Annotated in this window: 12 protein-coding genes and 2 pseudogenes; 10 read left to right on the top strand and 4 right to left on the bottom strand. The window is 64.9% G+C overall.

Annotated elements, in window-relative coordinates; translation table 11 throughout:
* Nucleotides 1-60: 60 nt before the first annotated feature.
* Together IU450_RS40315 and IU450_RS35130 are read right to left on the bottom strand one after the other, a co-directional pair.
* Nucleotides 61-478, bottom strand: a pseudogene (locus tag IU450_RS40315) (pyruvate dehydrogenase); the annotation flags it as partial.
* Between the two features lie 174 nt (nt 479-652).
* Entirely contained in the window at nt 653-1,867 is a 1,215-nt protein-coding gene (locus IU450_RS35130) for a PucR family transcriptional regulator (RefSeq protein WP_324197946.1), read from the bottom strand.
* Between the two features lie 441 nt (nt 1,868-2,308).
* Here IU450_RS35130 and IU450_RS35125 point away from each other — a divergent pair.
* Nucleotides 2,309-2,620 (top strand): annotated as a pseudogene (locus IU450_RS35125) (pyruvate dehydrogenase); the annotation flags it as partial.
* A gap of 307 nt (nt 2,621-2,927) precedes the next feature.
* On the opposite strand, the gene IU450_RS35120 reads toward IU450_RS35125, so the two are convergent.
* Entirely contained in the window at nt 2,928-3,593 is a 666-nt protein-coding gene (locus IU450_RS35120; RefSeq protein ID WP_195154026.1) for a TetR/AcrR family transcriptional regulator, read from the bottom strand.
* A gap of 233 nt (nt 3,594-3,826) precedes the next feature.
* Between IU450_RS35120 and IU450_RS35115 the strand changes: the two genes are divergently transcribed.
* The 6 genes from IU450_RS35115 (at nt 3,827) to IU450_RS35090 (ending at nt 9,809) form a co-directional block, all read left to right on the top strand.
* The gene (locus IU450_RS35115) at nt 3,827-5,011 is read left to right on the top strand and encodes a cytochrome P450 (RefSeq protein WP_195154025.1); all 1,185 of its coding nucleotides are present in this window, start codon (nt 3,827-3,829) and stop codon (nt 5,009-5,011) included.
* 13 nt (nt 5,012-5,024) lie between these two features.
* Nucleotides 5,025-5,222: a ferredoxin gene (locus IU450_RS35110; RefSeq protein WP_195105313.1), complete on the top strand. Its 198-nt coding sequence runs from the start codon at nt 5,025-5,027 to the stop codon at nt 5,220-5,222.
* The gene (locus IU450_RS35105) at nt 5,219-6,349 is read left to right on the top strand and encodes an NAD(P)/FAD-dependent oxidoreductase (RefSeq protein WP_195154024.1); all 1,131 of its coding nucleotides are present in this window, start codon (nt 5,219-5,221) and stop codon (nt 6,347-6,349) included. Before IU450_RS35110 ends, IU450_RS35105 begins: the two co-directional genes overlap by 4 nt.
* Nucleotides 6,350-6,568: 219 nt before the next feature.
* On the top strand, nt 6,569-7,654 hold the full coding sequence (locus tag IU450_RS35100; protein WP_195154098.1) for an S-(hydroxymethyl)mycothiol dehydrogenase: 1,086 nt from the start codon (nt 6,569-6,571) through the stop codon (nt 7,652-7,654).
* On the top strand, nt 7,651-8,283 hold the full coding sequence (locus IU450_RS35095) for an MBL fold metallo-hydrolase (RefSeq protein ID WP_195154023.1): 633 nt from the start codon (nt 7,651-7,653) through the stop codon (nt 8,281-8,283). Before IU450_RS35100 ends, IU450_RS35095 begins: the two co-directional genes overlap by 4 nt.
* 428 nt (nt 8,284-8,711) lie before the next feature.
* Nucleotides 8,712-9,809, top strand: coding sequence for an MlaD family protein (locus IU450_RS35090; RefSeq protein ID WP_195154022.1), 1,098 nt, complete (start codon nt 8,712-8,714; stop codon nt 9,807-9,809).
* A 143-nt stretch (nt 9,810-9,952) separates the two neighbouring features.
* On the opposite strand, the gene IU450_RS35085 is transcribed toward IU450_RS35090, so the two are convergent.
* Nucleotides 9,953-11,389, bottom strand: coding sequence for an amidohydrolase family protein (locus IU450_RS35085; protein WP_195154021.1), 1,437 nt, complete (start codon nt 11,387-11,389; stop codon nt 9,953-9,955).
* 280 nt (nt 11,390-11,669) lie between these two features.
* On the opposite strand from IU450_RS35085, the gene IU450_RS35080 reads away from it, so the two are divergent.
* From IU450_RS35080 to IU450_RS35070, 3 genes are read left to right on the top strand one after another with little or no spacing between them, the layout of a single operon-like run.
* Nucleotides 11,670-12,512: an alpha/beta fold hydrolase gene (locus IU450_RS35080; protein ID WP_228835572.1), complete on the top strand. Its 843-nt coding sequence runs from the start codon at nt 11,670-11,672 to the stop codon at nt 12,510-12,512.
* The gene (locus tag IU450_RS35075) at nt 12,509-13,408 is read left to right on the top strand and encodes an alpha/beta fold hydrolase (RefSeq protein ID WP_195154020.1); all 900 of its coding nucleotides are present in this window, start codon (nt 12,509-12,511) and stop codon (nt 13,406-13,408) included. Before IU450_RS35080 ends, IU450_RS35075 begins: the two co-directional genes overlap by 4 nt.
* A complete protein-coding gene (locus IU450_RS35070; RefSeq protein ID WP_195154019.1) occupies nt 13,405-14,994 on the top strand; it encodes an FAD-dependent monooxygenase in 1,590 nt (529 codons plus the stop codon). The genes IU450_RS35075 and IU450_RS35070 overlap by 4 nt, the downstream gene beginning before the upstream one ends.
* Nucleotides 14,995-15,183 lie beyond the last annotated feature (189 nt).

Raw genomic sequence — 15,183 nt, 5'->3', positions numbered from 1 at the left:
GTAGCTGTACGGACGCGCTCAGTCGACGAGGTCGAGTGCCGCGCCGGCGATCGCGTCATCATCGACGCAGCGGCGCGCCGACGCGCCCCAGATCGGTGCGGTCGCCGCGATATCGACCGACCCGGTCGAGTGGTCCACCGGGTCGGGCTCCTTGATTCGGCCGGAGTAGCTCTGTAACCCGCCGAACGCGCGCAGGGTGGTGAGGCAGGCGACGTCGAGTTCGCCGAGCAGGTAGTTGATTGCGTGCAGAACAGGCGGCGCATGGGGTTCGACCGAACCCGGTTCTGCGGCCGCAACTGCCGAAACCACAACGCGGTCAGGATCGATGCGCCAGGCGCCTGGTGCCCGCCGACTTCACACCGGAGGTGTCTTCTCGCATGGTGTCGGCATGGTCGATCAGGGCCACCGCCGGCCAGGGAACGCGCTGCTCGATGCGTTCCAGGACCTCGGGCGGCACAGGTGACGGGTGTGCAGACATCGGTGTCTCCCAGCGATTACCGCGATGCCGCTGCTACGGCGTCGGGGGTTTGAATGCGAACGCTGTCATTGAATGTCCGGTGCCGGGCACGGTGCTTGGTCTGCGGTCCAAACGCTCGCCCGGGTTTTGGACCGGAATCCAATTCACCGTTGGCTCCGCGGGTGGGGCAGCCGTTCAGGAGGTCGGCGGGTCCAGCACTACAGCACCGAGTTCCTCGGCAAGTGCGAGTGCGGCCTGCAGCTGCATGCGTCGATCCTGGATCTTTCGGCCGCGCAGCTGTTCGGCACGTTGGACCCGATAGGCGACGGTATTGCGGGCCACATGCAGCTGTGCGGCAGCCGCGCTGAGGCTGCGTTCGACATCGAGGTAGCACTTGAGAGTGGTGCGGATGGTGGCCGTGGCGTCCGCAGGATCGACGAGGGCGCCGAGTTCACGTTGGACGAACTCTCTTGCCTGGTCCAGATCGGAGCTGAGCATCGCGACCAGGTCGAGCTCGCCGTATTCGGCAAGCGACCGCTTACTCGGCGAGATCGTGCCGACACGGGCGGCGTCGAGCGCCTGTCGGTGGCTGCTGATGAATCCGGCGACGCCGTTTCCCGGCAGACCCATGGCTACATGGATGCCGGGTTCGATCCTCGCCCCTGTCGCCTCCGGTAGTGCGGGCGAGCGACGGACAGTTGAGCCCCAGGCCCACACGCGGCGCATGCCGACCGGCATGACCAGACTTGATGTGCATCCGCAGTCCTGCAGCACGTCGGCGGCCGTCTGCTCGAGCCGCTGGGTGGCGATCGAGGTGTAGTCGTCTGTCCATACGATCAGTGCCAGATGGTGCCGGGTGAGGTCGTAGCTCAGCAAACGAACAGCGCGTTCGACCGGCACCGGGTCGCCGTGCAAAATCTCCTGGACGATCTCCATTCGGATCGCGGCCGAACTTGCCAACCACACCTCGCGGGCGTTGCCGTACTCGCGGGCCATCGCGGTGGCGAGGCGATCGGACAGCGCGAACAGTAACTCATAGATGCGCCGCATCTCGGCGGTTCGGTCACGTGCGGGAACCAAACTTTCGACGGCGTCGAATGCCTGCTGAGCAGCGAAGGAGTGCCCGACCTGGATGCTGCGCAGCATGTGCTCGACGCCAACGCCTCGGCTGACCACCTCGCCCGGACCGATCAGGGCTTCCGGGGCAGCTGCAACGGTGAAGTCCTGTGCGTCGGCGAATGCGGCGACGGCCTCCAGGGCCACGGCTTCGCATCCCGCACGCACCATCTCGGTGATTCCGTCGATCCCCAGTTCGGGAACCTCCACGATGATCCGCCGTGACATGGCCTGGCCCAGTTCGACCGCCCATCCCGTCGGCCCCGGCCCAACTCGACCGCACAAATCCTGCACCTTGGCCGACGGCAGCATCGAGCGATTCAGAACCGCCGGGTCTCGGGGAGTAAGGCCCCGGATCCAACCAGCCGGTGCACTGTCACGTTCTGCGGTCATGACGGCAGAACGTTGTCGATGAAAAAGCGCACGTGACCGGTGTTACCACCCGAAACACCCATCTCCACTCCTCACCTACCTCCGCGATCGGCGACCGACCCCGAGCTAACCGGCACGCGATCGCCTCGAGGTGTCCACCGATGTGACACCGCCCCGAACGTATCAGTGCACATAAGCTCGCTTATGACGATTCCGTCAATCTGCTCGCCGAGAGTCTCCACGTAGCTGACGGGCGAGGCTTTCGTCTTCGCCGTTTTCGTGCGCGGCGACCAGCGGTTGGATGCGGTAGTCGACAAGTTCGCGCATCACCAGGGCGGTGTTGGTGCGCTTGACGCCATTGATGTCACTCTGGCTGCCGAAGGCGGAGCCCACCAATCAATCAAGACACCGTCGATCGGTCTCGAACAACCCGGCTGTATCAGCTACGAACCGGCATTCTCCCTCGATGTCGAATGGACTCTGCTCGCCTGCCTCAGCCGACTCGGCCGTCCCGGCGGCACGTCGGCCTACCTGCGGCTGTCGACCCGGCCCGTCGATCAGACATTGGCCGCGGTTCCGGCCGACCCCGCAGCGCGTGAACGCTGCCGCCGACAGGTCGTCGCGGGAGGGTACCCGCTGATCCATCACGACGACACCAAAGTGACCATCGCCGCATCGATACCGACAGCATTGTGCGCGCCGCTCTCGACATCCTCTGATCAGGCTCACAACCACGCACGCAAAGGCCCATCCCCAATGACGCTCGACGCCGTTATCTGAACCGTCATGGGTTGGGGGCCGCTTCGGGGTGGCAGCGGCCTGGGCCGACACCGATCAGATCGATCTCACCAGGGAAATCCGCACGGTATCAACGCTGGCTCTGCGTAGCGGCGAGATAGGTAGCCGAGGTGTCACCGAGGAATCCGCAAACGCCGTGAACCCGTATACCCGACGAAGGGTTCTGCACCGCACTGGTGCACCTTCACCGCCTGCGACTATCCAGCAATGCTCGCGTGGCGGTGTCCACATCGAGGGCAGGATCGAGTTGGGCGGCGGCACGCAACCCGGCGACCACCATCGGGATCAGGGCGTCGATCATGGATTCGACATCGAACGGTTCTCCGTTCTGCAGCCAGTAGAGGGTCGCCTCATCGATCGCACCCGCGGCCGACCGCATCATCATGCGCAAGGCGGGGACCTGAGGGTCGAGTCCCAGCAGGGTGGTCCACCCCTGGATCGTCTGCCATCGGCCCGCTTCGAAAGCCTCGAACGCCTCGGCATCAGCGCTTCTTCCGCCAAGAACCAACCGCAGCGCCAGCCCACGGTGTGCGGCGAGATAGCTGAGGTGAGCGCGGAACCCCGCGCGGATCTGCTGGACGACCGGAAGCTCGGGATTGAGCCCCTGAACTCGCACGATCCGGTCGGAGGCATCCCGCAAGGCCGCCAGATAGATGCCACGCTTGTTGCCGAAGTAATGGAACAGCAGCCCATGGGCCACCCCGGCGGCTTTTGCGATGTCAGCCACGGCCACCTCGTCGTAGCTGTGTTCGGAGAACACTGCGACTGCGGCGTCGATGAGGCGCTGGCGGGTCTCGGCGGCCTGCGCAGCACGCATGGTCGTCCGTCCCTTCCCGGTTGTCGCGGTCATCGGTGTCCCTCCTGTCGCCTGCCGATCGCCTACTCCGATACTGGGCCGCCACCGTGGTAAATACAAGTTGATCCCATGTCATTGACACATAGTCAATCAAATGGCTAGCCTGAGATGCAGGCCACAGATCGGCCCGACGATCCAGTAGCTCGAATCCAGTTCGAGGCGGCATTCGGCCGGGGCGATCCGGTGATGAGCCAACGACGGACGAACGTTGGTGTTGAGGAGTTGCGATGCGTAAGACTGCTGGTGTCCCCGTTTACCAGCCGGACCTGTACTCGCGGCAGGCGATCACGGACCCGTATCCGCACTACGCCCGGATGCGCGAGTTGGGTCCGGTCGTGTGGTTGGCAAGGCAGCGGGCGTACGCGCTACCGCGCTATGCCGAGTGCAAGGCTGTCCTACTCGATGACGACACGTTCATCTCCGGCGAGGGCGTCGGACTGAATCCTGTCGCCAACCGCCTTTCGCGTGGCACCACCCTCAACAGCGATGGCGAAGACCACAGTCGGCGGCGTGCGTTACTGGGTCGACGGTTGACACCCAAGGCATTGCGCTCGATGCGCGAGACGGTCGACCGGCAAGCGGTCACGGCCGTCGAAGCTGCTGTAGCACGTGGCCAGATCGACGGCGTCGAATTGGCTACCACGCTGCCGATGTCGGTCGTACCCGATTTGATCGGATGGCCACAGCACGGCCGCGAGAACTTGTTGCGTTGGGCTGGAGCCACTTTCGACTCCCTCGGGCCGATCAACAACCAATCGATCCGAACCGCTCCGGCCGGCATGGAGATGATGCGGTTTACCCGCCGCCTTGCTCGCGACCGGCAGCTGCTGCCCGGCAGCGCGGGTGCGGAGATCCTCCAAGCCGCCGATGAAGGCAAGATCGCGCACAACGAGTGCCCGGCCATGATGATCGACTTTCTCGCACCCTCACTGGACACCACGATCAGCGCGATCTCCAGCGCCCTGTACCTGTTCGCCGCCCATCCGCACCAGTGGCAGCTACTGCGGTCCGACCCCACGATGATCGCCAATGCGGTCAATGAAGTGGTGCGTTACGAATCACCGCTGCGCGCGTTCTCTCGCAGGACAATTCGTGACGTCGCACTGGCGGGCGTCACCATTCCGGAGGGCGCACGGGTGGTGGTGATGTATTCCTCCGCGAATCGGGATCCACTCGAGTGGGATTCTCCCGACACTTTCGACATCCGCCGCGACGCATCCCGCCAACTGGGCTTCGGACACGGCACCCACGGCTGCGCAGGCCAGGGCCTGGCCCGGCTGGAAACCCAGGCCATCCTCGCCGCACTGCTCGAACGCGTGGAACGCATCGAGATCACCGGACGACCGCAGTGGGCGATGAACAACATCATCCACCGCTTCGAAAACCTTCCCCTGCAACTCATTCCCGCCTGAAGGACGAATCGCAATGAAGATCTCCGTCGACTACCTTCGCTGCGAAGGCCATGGCATGTGCGCCGAGCAGGCCCCCGCAGTGTTCGAGCTCGATGACGCAGGCGAATTGACTTACCGATTCGAGGGCGGGGACGTCCCCGAGGAGCACGTCACCGCCGCGCGCTCAGCCATCAGTTCCTGCCCGGTAGCGATCCTGCGAGAGCAGTCATGACCTCCCCCCGTTCGATCGTCGTCGTCGGCGAGTCCATCGCCGGGGTCACCGCGGCGCGTGAATTGCGCACCCTGGGACACACCGGTCGACTGACCATCATCGGCGCCGACGAACTCGGCGGCTACTCGCGACCACCATTGTCGAAGGCGGTTCTGCACGACCCGGATTCGGAGGGCTCTCTGCCGTATCGGCTTGACGACCTAAAGGTAGATCTCCTCCGCGAAGCCGCCGTCACCACCGATTTCGACTCCCGCACAATCACCACAGCAACCGGCCGCACCCTCGCATTTGACGCGCTCATCGCCGCAACCGGCGCCGACGCACGGCGGCTGGCCACCGGTGGACAGACCGGCGAACTGGTCCTTCGGACACTCGAGGACGCGCGGACGTTGCGAGCCAGGCTCTCGACCGCCACCTCGGCGATCGTGGTCGGCGCGGGATTCCTGGGAATGGAGGTCGCCAGCGCTTGCGTCGCTCGCGGCATCGCGGTCACCGTGATCGATGTCGCCCCTCCGTTGCGGCGCATCCTCGGACCTTTCCTCTCCGACGCCGTATGCGCACGGGCCGAACAACACGGCGTGCGGATAGTGCAGACTCCCCGGTTGGTCACGCTCACAGGCGATCCGGTCTGCGGTGTCATTCTCGGCGATGGATCGGAATCGACCGCCGACCTCGTGGTCACCTGCGCCGGGGAGGTACCGAATACGTCGTGGCTCGATGGTTCCGGCGTAGCCGACGAACGCGGCATCGGTATCGATCACTTGTGTGCGACAGCAATCGCCGGGGTCTACGCGGCCGGCGACGTCGCCTACTCGATCCGCGACGGCCTACGGGCCCCGTTCTGGTCCAACGCTGTCGCACAAGGCAAGGTCGCCGCCGCCTCGGCCCTCGGGCTCGCAGCTTCCACGTACGCCACCGACGACTACTTCTGGACCGAAATCCTGGGGGTTTCTATCAAAATCGTTGGGCCGCTGCCACTCGTCGGCGAACCGACCAGTGTAGAGGGCAGCATCGCGGACGGAGCCGCTCTGCTCACCTGGAAACAGGCCGACAGGCGGCCGACGGTTGTCGCCTACGGGATCCGGAAATCCGTCGCCGCATTGAGGAAGATGGCCGGCTGCGTATAGCCCTGCGGCAGCGCATCCAGGAAGGGCAGCATGAGCTGGCCTCGCACGCCGGGTTGTCTCTCAGCGCCTTCCGGTGGGTCGGGGGCGCCCGTCATCACAGCTCTGCTCGTCCTCGCGTATCTGATGACACTGTCCGGCGCCACCCGATGAGTGCCGGATGAGTCCCGGTGGCTCGTCGACCGGCGCATGCTTACCAGCTCCGTGAAGAAAAGGAACCAAATGCCCCAGAAGGTGCGCGGCGTAATCGCTCGTGCGAAAGGAGCTCCTGTCGAGCTCACCGACATCATCATTCCCGACCCGGGCGCCGACGAGGTCGTCGTCGTGATCGCCGCGTGCGGGGTGTGCCATACAGATCTGAGCTACCGGGAGGGCGGGATCAACGATGAGTTCCCGTTCCTGCTCGGACACGAAGCCGCCGGCACCGTCGAAACCGTCGGTGCTGACGTGGATTCGGTGAAACCCGGCGACTTCGTCATCTTGAACTGGCGGGCAGTGTGCGGTCGATGCCGCGCCTGCAAACGCGGCCGTCCCCAATACTGCTTCAGCGCATTCAACGCCAGCCAGCCCATGACACTCGAGGACGGCACGAAGCTCACGCCGGCGCTCGGTATCGGGGCGTTCGCGCAGAAGACGCTGGTACACGCCGGGCAATGTACGAAAGTCGACCCCACCGCCGAACCTGCCGTCGTCGGACTGCTCGGTTGCGGCGTGATGGCGGGATTGGGTGCCGCGGTGAACACGGGCAACGTAGGCCGTGGCGATTCCGTCACAGTCATCGGTTGCGGCGGTGTCGGCGACGCCGCGATCATGGGTTCACGTCTGGCCGGCGCATCGAAGATCATCGCCGTGGACCGCGATCGACAAAAGCTCGCCTGGGCCAGGGATCTGGGCGCCACACACACCGTTGACGCTTCCCACGTCGACGTAGTCGCCGCCGTGCAGGAACTCACCGACGGGTACGGCACCGATGTCGTCATCGATGCGGTCGGTCGCCCCGACACGTGGAAGCAGGCATTCTATGCCCGCGACTTGGCCGGCACCGTGGTACTCGTCGGTGTACCGAGCCCCGACATGCGGCTCGATATGCCGCTGCTGGACTTGTTCTCCCACGGTGGCGCGTTGAAGTCGTCCTGGTACGGCGACTGCCTACCCGAACGAGACTTTCCGGTCCTGGTAGACCTCTACCAGCAAGGCAGGCTACCGTTGGAAAAGTTCGTCACCGAGCGCATCAAGATCGACCGGGTCGAGGCGGCCTTCCAGAGGATGCACACCGGTGACGTGCTCCGCTCAGTGGTCATCCTGTGAGCGGGGGGCTCCGCATCGACCGCGTGGTGACCAGCGGCACCTTCGAACTCGACGGCGGTGTGTGGGAAGTCGACAACAACGTGTGGGTGATCGGCGACAACGAAGAGGTCATCGTCGTCGACGCCGCCCACGATGCCGAAGCGATCATCCAAACAGTCGGCAACCGCAACGTCGTCGCGGTCATCTGCACCCACGGCCACAACGATCACATCACCTTCGCCCCCCAGCTCGGCGAAAAACTCTACACACCAGTGCTGTTACATCCCGCAGACCAAACCCTCTGGGACATGAGCCACCCGGGACAGCGCTACTGGGCTGCCACCGACTCGCTACGTATCGCGATCGCTGGGACCACCGTCGAGGTAATCCACACTCCCGGACACTCACCAGGCTCCATCTGCCTGCACCTGCCCGAGGCCAAAGCCCTGTTCTCCGGAGACACACTTTTCTCAGGCGGGCCAGGCGCGACCGGCCGCTCCTTCTCCGATTTCCCCACCATCATCGGTTCGATACAGCAGCGACTGTTGGCCCTACCGGAAGACACCCAGGTGTACACCGGTCACGGCGACGGCACCACCATAGGCACCGAAGCACCCCAACTGGCTCACTGGATCGAGCGGGGGTTCTGAGCTGCGCCGCGACCGGCGCGTCTATCGGGGACGCGAGCATTGTCACCCAGTTCACGTATTTCGGACACATCGTTGCCGGAAACTTGTACAGTGGCACGTACGACACCCAGATAGGCCGGCGTCTTCGCCAATGCCGCGCCGGCCGACGGTTCGTAGGCGCGGCCGGGCTTCCGGCGCCTACTGGTGGCGACAATGCAAGGAAGGTCTCCGATGGAGTCGTTGTCCTACGCGCGTCTGATTCCCGCGCCGTCCAAGCGTCGTGCAGCCCGCTGAGACGCGATGAGTTGCCGTGGGTGGCCGGCATGGCGATAGGTATCGACGACCAGTTTCCGGGAGTCGCAACCGAACCCCGCCCAGCCCACGATCGTAAACCACGTTATTCGTCTGACAGAGAGGTCGCGCATCATGCGAGACCACAGGGGATATCCATGCTGACATTCGCTGCCCGGACAAAGTGCAACGCGGTCAAGGCATTCGCCGTCGGCGTCGCCGCGCTCACGGTGAGCGGCTGCTCGCTGCTGCCGCACGTGGGTGATGAACCAACGCGCATCACTGCCGACTTCGACAATATCGCCGGCGTCTATGTAGGCAATCCCGTTACGGTGCTGGGGCTCGAGGTCGGCAGGGTCGAGAGAATCGTAGTGAAGAGCACCCTCATCGAGGTGTATCTGTCGATCAAGTCCGAAGTGAAGATCCCGAAAGACGCGATGGCTGTGTTGATCTCGCCGTCCATCGTCACCGACCGCCACATCGAGCTCTCGCCCGTCTATTCCCATGGCGAGACGCTCGCCGACGGTGCCCACCTGCCGAAGTCGCGGACCAAGACTCCTGTCGAGCTCGACACGCTCATCCAAACCATTGATCAGTTCACCGCCGCGCTGAAGCCGCACGACGAGATGGAAGGGTCCGGCCCGCTGTCGGGCCGAGTGCTGCACCCGCTCCTCGAGGGAAACGGCACGAAGATCCGCGACACTCTCCAGGCGCTGTCGAGCGCGCTGAAGGTCGGCACCGACAACAAGGACGCGGTCTCGAATATCATCATCAGACTGAACGAACTCACCTCGATGCTCGCGGAAAACGACCGCGCGGTGCGGGATTTCAGTGACAAAGTGACCCAGATGAACGGGGTGCTCGCCGAGCAGGCACCCGGTCTGCAGGCTACGCTGGACCAGCTCAGCGCCTTCCTTGCCAACACCTCAGGCACGTTCGGGCAGTACCAGCACCAGCTGGCGGATACCTTGGCCGGACTGACGAACGTGACCGACCAGCTCCGCGCCAATGCCCACGGCCTCACCGAGGTTGTCGACCTGACACCCATGGTGTTTCAGAACATCGACAACGTGATCGACCGACAGCACGGACATGCCCGTGTAAAAATGATGCTCTTCACCGCCCTCAACGGTGAAATAGTCAGCCTGTTCTGCGAGCGAATCCAGATGAAAGCCGACGGCTGCCGTACCGGAAACATGCAGGATTTCGGTCCTGACTACGGTCTCACCGCCGCACTGCTCGGACTGACGAAATAGACGCGTCGCGACCTCGACCCTTGCACTCGGATATGGATCGAAGGAAACGCGTCGACGCGGTGGAGCTGTTGCGGCGCAGTGCCGTTCCCCGCTACTGAACACCGGCCCCGCGGTATTCGACGCGCCCAGGTCGACAGGTAGCCTCAACGGTCCTGTGACGGGCTTTCCTGCGATGTCAGCGCATCGTGCGCCAATCCACGCGCTTGCTGCTGCAACTGCCGACGCACCACGTGCCCCACTACGCGCCGTCGAATGCGCGCGACACGGCCCGTCGCGTTGATCCGGTCGACGAAACGCTCACCCGACCGTTGCAATGCCTCCATGATTTCGTCCACAGGACAGTCCACGAGCTGGTGGCGGCGTTTGCGCCAGCGTCCTGCGATCATGACCGCTTCGATGTTGCCGACGTTGGCATGCAGCGCCGCGGCAATCGGATCGTGGAGCGGCCACAGGTTGAGCGCACGTGCGTCGATCACAACGAGATCGGCCTGCATGCCCACCTCGATGCGGCCGATCCGGTCGGCCATGCCCAGCGCGCGCGCACCCTCAACGGTCGCCCACGCCAGCGCCTGCTTCACACCGAGCGAGACCACCGGCGCACCCAGGCCGGTCTGTGCGTGCGCCTGCTCATGCGCGAGGCCGCGCTGGCGTGCCAACACCAGCCGCGCGGCGACCAACATTTCCCCCGGCGCGACGATTTCGGTGTCGGTACCCAGCGACGGTGCCGCGCCCATGCCCAGCAGCTGATCGGTCACTCGCGCGCAATGACCCTGGCCCAGTTCGTTTTCCGGCGTCGTTGTGAAACTGACCCCGGCCTCGATCAACAGCTTCACCCAAGCAGTGGTCAAACCCGTGCCATGCACGATGTTGGTCAAGGGCCCCCACAAGCCGGCGGCGCTGACGGCCTGCCAGCCCGGACCGGGCGGACCGGCACTCTGGTGCATCGACGCCAACAATCCACGGTCGGCGGCCGCACGTAGATCCGTCACCGCCACTTCGGGTTTCGACAATTGCGGGCCCTCCACGGCCATCCCCAGTGAGAGCAACTCGCTCGTGGCGATCGCTCCGCCGAGAAGGCGGTCGATCTCCCTGGTGTCGTGCACCCGATCGCGCAGACCGTGCGGAGTGCCATGCAGCAACACCGCTCGGATGCCCGCTTGCTGCAACGCGTCGATCGCCGCGTCCGCGTGGTCCGGTGTCACGCAATTGTGGGACCAATCGCCGATGGTCGTCACACCACCGTCGATCTGGTTGAGGGCCCCGGCGAACGTCCCGATATATATGTCCTGCGGGCGATAGTGTCGCGCAGCAACTCCGTGAGCGTGGACAAGATATTCCGGCAGAGACCAGTCCGCGCCCGCGAAGCGCATCGCCGTCTGCCACGAGTGCAGGTGAGCGTTGACAAGCCCAGGAATGACGATCCGGCCCGCGAAGTCGGCGACGTCAGCACCCACAGGATCGAGCCGATCACCGATCTCGATGATCCGGTCGCCCTCGATGAGGATGTCGACCTTCTCGGCGTCGGGACGATCCGGCGCCATGGTGATCACCTGCGCACCACGCAACAGTGTGCGGCTCATTCGTTTCTCCCGTCACCCGCGAGGGCAAATCAGCGGACAGCCCGAACCGGGATGCGTCCAGCGCAGACACCGGTACGCCCCCTTCGTGGCTCGACCAGGTGCTCGCGCCTCGGGCCTGCACGGGTCGGCAACCGGCGAAGGGCGAACCATCCCACGCTCGAAGGTCGAGCGATCAAGCTAACAATACGGATACAGTGTGACCGATATTTCATCGCGGCGTCAAGCAGCCTGCCCGGTCGCCCTTGACACCCATCCACATATCGGCAACGCTGTAACCATTATGAGCGACCAACTCGACCGCGACATCCAGCCCGACTCGCAATTCGTCGTGGTGGACGGCATGCAGGTGCACTACAAGCGCACCGGAACAGGTCCGACCGTGCTTCTACTGCACGGCAGCGCGTCCTCCCTGCACGGAGTGGAGGCCGTGGCACTTCGGCTGCAGGACGCCTTCGATGTCATCCGCCCGGACCTACCCGGGTTCGGCGTCACCGGACCACGGCCCGACCGCGACTACCGGGTGGGGATTTACGCCACCACGCTCGCGCGGTTCCTCGATGCGGTCGGTGTCCCTCGCTGCGCGGTGGCCGGAAACTCCCTCGGGGGGAACATCGCGTGGAATATGGCGCTGGATCGGCCCGACAGAGTCACCGCCTTGGTGTTGATCAATGCCACCGGCTATCCGGAAAAGGAGCTGCCGTCAGGGATGCGACTGGCGCGCAATCCGGTCGTGGGACAACTGCTGCGGCGAGTCATGCCGCGCCGCGCGGTCGAGCGCAGCCTGCGCCAGGCTGTCGGCCCGCATTCCGGGATCGTCGACGAGGCGATGGTCGATCGCGCCCACCGGCTCTGGAACAGACGCGGCAACCGTTCAGCGTTTGTGGACTTCGTCAACACCGACCAGCCCGACCGCAGCGGCGAGATTCCCGCCATCGCGGTGCCGACGTTGGTGTTGCGTAGCGCGGGTATGGACGGGCAGCATTTCACCCGCGATATCGCAGGCAGTATCGAGAAGGTTCATCCGGAGGGCGGTCACCTGCTCCCGGAGGAAGACCCCCAGTGGGTCGCCGAGGCGATCCGCGAGTACCTGACTTCCCTGCCGCAGAGCGGGGTGAGCCGATGAAGTACTTTTCCGCTGCCACAGAAGACCGTCGGCTCGACGCCGCAGCGCGCCGGAGTTTGCGCGGCAGTTATATCCAGTTGTCCGACGGCATCGCACACTACGAACTGACCGGCCCTGAGGGCGGTGACATCGTGGTCCTCACCGGCGGACTGATGATCCCGTTGTTCTATTGGGACGCGATGGCCGCGGCACTGCACGCCCAAGGATTGCGGACCCTGGCCTACAGCGGTTACGGACGCGGCTACTCCGACCGCGTCCAAGGCCCCTACGACGAAGCGCTGTTCGTGCGGCAACTCGGCGAACTCATCACCCAACTCCACCTGCCCAAGCCTCACCACTTGGTCGGCACATCGATGGGCGCGCTGGTCACCATGGCCTACCTCAGGCACCACCACGCCTCCGCTGCCACGCTGACGTTGGTCGGTCCGGCCGGCCTCGGTCGCCAACCGGCGATTCAACGACTTGCGCTGAGCAAGGACTGGAGCGCCGGTCCGATCGCGAAATACTTCGGGCGGCGGATCCTGCACCAGCACCTCGGTCACAACGTACGGGACCCCGCACGCGCTAGCGAGCTGGCCGCGATCGTTCTCGACGCGTTTCGGTACGAGGGCTCGATGTATGCCTTCTTCGACACGTTGCAACACTTCCCACTCTTCGACCGTGGGCCGCTCTACGCGCACACCGGCACCTTGGGCGTGCCTGTCAACCTGCTGTGGGGCCGCGATGACGACGTCACCCCCATCCGCAATCTCGACACGGTCGTCAACCTCCTCGAACCCGCGCGGTGCGATGTCATCGAGGACTGCGGACACATGGCTCCTTTCGAAGCCCCCACTCTCGTCGCCGACTCGGTGGCGTCGTTTCTGGCATCTCACGAAGGGCGGCACAAGCCATGACAATCACGCCGACAACCGACGTGCTGATCGCGGGCGCCGGCCCCACCGGCACCGCCTTGGCGATCGATCTGGCCCGGCGCGGAGTGGCCGTTCGGCTCATCGACAAGGCGCTTCACTCCTTCGACGGATCACGGGCCAAGGGAGTACAGCCTCGGACCCTGGAAATCCTCGACGACCTCGGCGCCCTGCCCGCCATCCTCGAGCAGGGCAGTCCGTATCCTCCGATGGGAATCCATCTCGGCGCCGTGGCGATACCGTGGCGCATGATGGCCAAGGGCGAGCGCACCGCCGCGGTCCCGTACCCGGACACATGGCTGATACCGCAGTACAGCACCGTGCGAGCGCTGCACGCGCGACTGGAAACGCTGGGTGGGCGCGTCGAACTCGGCACGGAATTGACCGATTTCACCGTCGAATCCGGTCTGGTCACCGCCCACCTGGCTACGCCAGACGGGGTCGAGACCGTCACGGCCCGGTACCTGGTCGGCGCCGACGGGGGCAGCAGCCGCGTCCGCAAACACCTCGATATCGAGTTCAGCGGCTCGACCGACGAAGCCGACCGGATGCTCATCATCGACGCCGCAGTGACCGGCTTGTCGCGCAAGTACTGGCACGTGTGGCCCGGGCTGCGGCGACAGTTCATCGGCGCCTGTCCGCTACCCCACTCCGATCTGTTCCAGTGGATGATCCGGCTCGCCCCCGGCGAACAACCGCCGCAATCCCATGACGAGATCAGCGACAGGATCCGCTCACACACCCACGACAAGCGCATCACTCTGGGAAACATTCGGTGGCTGTCGCAGTTTCGTCCCAACATTCGTCTCGCCGAGAGCTACCGCCGGGGACCGGTATTCTTGGCCGGCGACGCCGCCCACGTGCACACACCCGCAGGCGCGCAAGGACTCAACACCGGCATCGGTGACGCCTACAACCTCGGGTGGAAGCTCGCCCAGGTTCTCGCAGGCGCAGACGACCGGCTGCTGGACACCTACGAAGCCGAACGGCAGCCTATCGCCGCCGGTGTCCTGGGGCTGTCCACCCGAAAGTACGAAGGACTCGGCAAGCTGGACCCCGAGAGCATCCGGCGCGGCAAAGACGAGAAACAACTCTCCCTGACATACCACGGCGGCCCCCTGGCCGCCACGGAGAAGGAACGCACGGCCACCCTGCGCGTGGGCGATCGCGCCCCCGACGCCGAACTCCTCTCCGCAGAAGGCACTCGCCGGCGGCTGTTCGACATCTTCCGAGGACCGCATTTCACCGCCATCGCCTACGGCGCGTGGGCCGCAGCCGAACTCGACCGCCTGCGGTGGCCGACAACCGGCGCGCAGCTCCAACGCCTCGTCATCGCCCCCGGCGACACCGCAGAACTCCGCTCCTGCGACGCATTGACCGATCCGGCAGGTGCCTTCGCCCGCACGTACGGCCTGACCAGAGATGCGCTGCTGCTCATGCGCCCCGACGGCTATATAGGTCACATCACCGTCAACGACATCGACGACATTCGCGCCGCCATCGAAGCGATGACTCCGAGCGGGCCCGGCATCCCCGACACATCCGCGCAGAACATTCGCCCCACAGCGTGACCGGACGACCATCGCCGCTTACGACGCCCGAGCAGGCGACGAGGTGATCGCCGAGGCATTGTTCCCACCCGAAGGCGATGTGCACCTTCGGATCTGGCTGGCCGACACGGTCTTCGACTACACGGCCACCGCAGCAGCGGTGCGCAATCTCGTCCACGACTGGCGTCGAAAGCATTGGTGCACAATCGA

It is taken from the genome of Nocardia abscessus, assembly GCF_015477775.1.
Taxonomy (GTDB): domain Bacteria; phylum Actinomycetota; class Actinomycetes; order Mycobacteriales; family Mycobacteriaceae; genus Nocardia; species Nocardia abscessus_A.
The sequence above is the reverse complement of the archived record's forward strand: the minus strand, read 5'-3'. Positions and strand labels throughout refer to the sequence as shown.